The 3,366-nt window shown below is 68.2% G+C and carries 3 protein-coding genes and 1 pseudogene; 2 read left to right on the forward strand and 2 right to left on the reverse strand.

Annotation, left to right across the window (positions count from 1 at the left end):
- Nucleotides 1–233 (reverse strand): annotated as a pseudogene (locus tag ABD658_RS09435) (phosphatase); the annotation flags it as partial.
- Between the two features lie 228 nt (nt 234–461).
- On the opposite strand from ABD658_RS09435, the gene ABD658_RS09440 reads away from it, so the two are divergent.
- Together ABD658_RS09440 and ABD658_RS09445 are read left to right on the forward strand one after the other, a co-directional pair.
- Complete coding sequence (locus tag ABD658_RS09440) at nt 462–926, forward strand: Fur family transcriptional regulator (RefSeq protein WP_344683698.1); 465 nt, start codon at nt 462–464, stop codon at nt 924–926.
- A 91-nt stretch (nt 927–1,017) separates the two neighbouring features.
- Nucleotides 1,018–2,481: a catalase gene (locus ABD658_RS09445; RefSeq protein ID WP_344683696.1), complete on the forward strand. Its 1,464-nt coding sequence runs from the start codon at nt 1,018–1,020 to the stop codon at nt 2,479–2,481.
- A gap of 141 nt (nt 2,482–2,622) precedes the next feature.
- Here ABD658_RS09445 and ABD658_RS09450 read toward each other — a convergent pair whose 3' ends face one another.
- Nucleotides 2,623–2,940: a hypothetical protein gene (locus tag ABD658_RS09450; protein ID WP_344683694.1), complete on the reverse strand. Its 318-nt coding sequence runs from the start codon at nt 2,938–2,940 to the stop codon at nt 2,623–2,625.
- Between the last annotated feature and the right edge of the window lie 426 nt (nt 2,941–3,366).

Here is a 3,366-nt window from a genome sequence, read left to right on the forward strand (position 1 = left end):
CCTCGCCCGCCCCCCCCCCCCCCCCCCACCGCGATGGCCAGCGCGCCCGCGGCGGAGGCGCCGAGCAGCTGGCGTCGGGTCAGGGCCGCCGAGGCGACCTCCCGGAAGGTCTCATTGCCGGAGGTGTTGCAGACCTCTCCAGCGCAGGCGTTGGCGCACTTCAGCGCGCAGGTGACGGCGCTGCGCTTGCCGCGGACATGACCGAGCATGGGGAGCAGCTCTCGGACAGGCATCGTGATGGATCCTCTCACTGACGACGGGGCAGAACGCCCTCACGATGCCAGGGGCGGGAAGAGCTGACGCAGACGAGGCGTGAACGCCAGTTGAAATGCACCTGACCTGCGAAGAAGTAGCCTTGCGGTCGACTCGACAGCCTTTGGAGGGTGAACGGCGCCAACCCTGCCGAACTCACGGCCCCCCAGTAATTGTGAATCACTCAGATCTAGGGCAGACTGGTGTTCGTGACCTTGACGACCGACTGGCCCTCCCAGCTGCGTGACCGCGGACTGCGCGTCACCCGCCAGCGCCTGGCCGTGCTCGACGCCGTCGCCGATGAGCCGCACCGCCCGGCGGAGGCCATCCACGCCAAGGTCACCGAGCATCTCCCGGAGATCACCGTGCAGTCGGTGTACACCGTGCTGCACGACCTCACCGCCCACGACCTGCTGCGCCGCTTCGATCCGCCGGGCTCGCCCGCCTGCTACGAGACGCGCACCCATGACAATCACCACCACGCCATCTGCACGGTGTGCGGGCGGATCGAGGACGTCGAATGCGTCCCCGGTGAGGCCCCATGCCTGCAGCCGCATCCCGGTCTCGGCATGACCGTGGAGGTCGCCGACGTCGTGTTCCGCGGCATCTGCGACGAGTGCGCCGCCCGTCAGAGCGCGCCCGCCTCCCCCGCCGAGAGCTCAGCCGCCCGCTGAGCCTGCTGTCCGCCGTCGTGGCCCACGGCGCGCAGCCGACCAGACCTGCCTCACCCGAGAAACACCCAAGGAAGAGAGAAAGGGAACAGTGATGACCACTGGCAACACCCCGAACGCCACCGGGTCGACGACCCAGGCCGGCATCCCCGCGGTGAGCGACCGCCACTCGCTCAGCGTCGGCGCAGACGGTCCGCTGCTGCTGCACGACCACCACCTGGTCGAGACCCTGGCGCACTTCAACCGGATGAACGTCCCCGAGCGTCGTCCCCACGCCAAGGGCGCCGGCGCCTTCGGCACCTTCGAGGTCACCGAGGACGTCTCGAAGTACACCAAGGCCGACGTCTTCCAGCCGGGCCGCACCACCGAGACCCTGCTGCGCTTCTCCACGGTGGCCGGCGAGCTCGGCTCCCCGGACACCTGGCGCGACGTGCGCGGCTTCGCGCTGAAGTTCTACACGAATGAGGGCAACTTCGACATCGTCGGCAACAACACCCCGGTGTTCTTCGTCCGCGACCCCATGAAGTTCCCCCACTTCATCCGCTCCCAGAAGCGCCTTCCAGACTCCGGGCTGCGTGACGCCCACATGCAGTGGGACTTCTGGACCCAGAACCCCGAGTCCGCCCACCAGGTCACCTACCTGATGGGCGACCGCGGCCTGCCCGCCACCTGGCGCCGCATGAACGGCTACGGCTCCCACACCTACCAGTGGAACAACGCCGACGGCGAGCGCTTCTGGGTGAAGTACCACTTCATCAATGACGCCGGCTTCGACACGATGACCAACGACGAGGCCGAGAAGCTGGCCGGCGCCGACGCCGACTTCCACCGCCGTGACCTCTTCGACGCCATCGCCCGCGGCGAGCACCCCACCTGGACGCTGTACGTCCAGATCATGCCGTACGAGGACGCCAAGACCTACAAGATCAACCCGTTCGACCTGACCAAGACCTGGCCGCAGGCGGACTACCCGCGCATCAAGGTCGGCACGCTGACCCTGAACCGCAACCCGAAGAACTTCTTCGCGGAGATCGAGCAGGCCGCGTTCTCGCCGGCCAACATGGTGCCGGGCACCGGCAACTCTCCGGACAAGATGCTGCTGGGCCGCAACTTCGCCTACGCGGACGCCCACCGCTACCGCATCGGCACCAACTTCCAGCAGCTGCCGGTCAACCGCCCGAAGAACGAGGTCCACACCTACAACTTCGAGGGCAACATGTGGTACGACCACAGCGGCGACCGGCCGGTCTACGCCCCGAACACGGTGGAGGGCTCGACCTGGTCCGACGAGCAGGGCCCGGTGGACAACGGCTGGGAGGCCGACGGCGAGCTGGTCCGCTCCGCCTACACCCTGCGCGAGCAGGACGACGACTTCACCCAGCCGGGCATCCTGGTGCGTGAGGTCTTCGACGACGCCGCCCGGGACCGCCTGGTGGAGACCGTCTCCGGCGCCCTCGACGGTGTGCGCGAGCCGGTCCTGTCCAACGCCTTCCACTACTGGAAGAACGTCGACGCAGAGGTCGGCCAGCGCATCGAGGACGCCGTGAAGAACGGCTGATCCGGTGACCTGACCGTGTGACGTCACCACGGACGCACACAGCAGGAGGCCCCCGATCGGCTTGATCCCGGTCGGGGGCCTCCTGTGTGTCCCGACGGTGCGTCACGGAGACCGTGACCGCACCGGGGCGCCTCGGGCGGATCAGCCGTCCAGGCCGTCCTCCTCCTCAGCACCCTCGTCCTCCATGCCGCCCTCGAGCTCCTCGTCGGCGGCGTCGTCCTCAGCGGCACCGTCCTCCTCGAGGCCGGCGTCACCCTCGGCGGGGTCCTCCTCAGCCGGGTCCTCCTCCGGGAGGCCCTCGTCAGCCGGGTCCTCCTCGGGAGCGCCCTCCTCCTCGACCGGTGCGTCCTCCGGGGCCTCGCCCTCGGTGTCGCATGCGGTCACGCCGAAAAGCGCCAGCGAGCCGACGCCGACGGCGGCGGCCAGGGAACGAAGCTTGTTCGCGTCGGTTGCAGCCATGGTGTGCACCTCCGTGGTCATGCATCGTGTGTGATGCTCCGCGGACTCTCCGCGTCTGTCTTCCAGGCCTTCCGAGCCTGGCGCCTCGGCCGCTGACCGCGACGCCGTCCGGATGGCTTGTCCCCATCATCACCACACGGAGAGGGGCTCGGAAAAGCTCAGCACGGGCAGATCGGGAAACTCTCGGGAACCTCTTACGGAGCATCGAGGAATTGCCCACCTTGGCAATCCTCCCTGGTCAGACCCTGGGTACAGGCCGATACGGGGTAGGGAGCCTCCCGAAGACCACCCTCAGGAGGCCCGCCGAAAAGGGGCTCATCGCAGATGAAGGTGTAGCAGGGGTCTGAATCCTCCGGTGTCCAGCAGCGCTCGGGTGATGTAGTTGGCCAGGTTCCGGAACCCCAGAGCAGTGCCGCGAAGGTGCTC

Source organism: Nesterenkonia aethiopica, from assembly GCF_039534665.1.
GTDB classification, from domain to species: domain Bacteria; phylum Actinomycetota; class Actinomycetes; order Actinomycetales; family Micrococcaceae; genus Nesterenkonia; species Nesterenkonia aethiopica.

Bases quoted from the DNA above. Each gene is read 5' to 3' on its own strand.
- ABD658_RS09445 (WP_344683696.1), top strand. From the start codon at position 1,018: ATGACCACTGGCAACACCCCGAACGCCACCGGGTCGACGACCCAGGCC.
- ABD658_RS09450 (WP_344683694.1), bottom strand. From the start codon at position 2,940: ATGGCTGCAACCGACGCGAACAAGCTTCGTTCCCTGGCCGCCGCCGTC.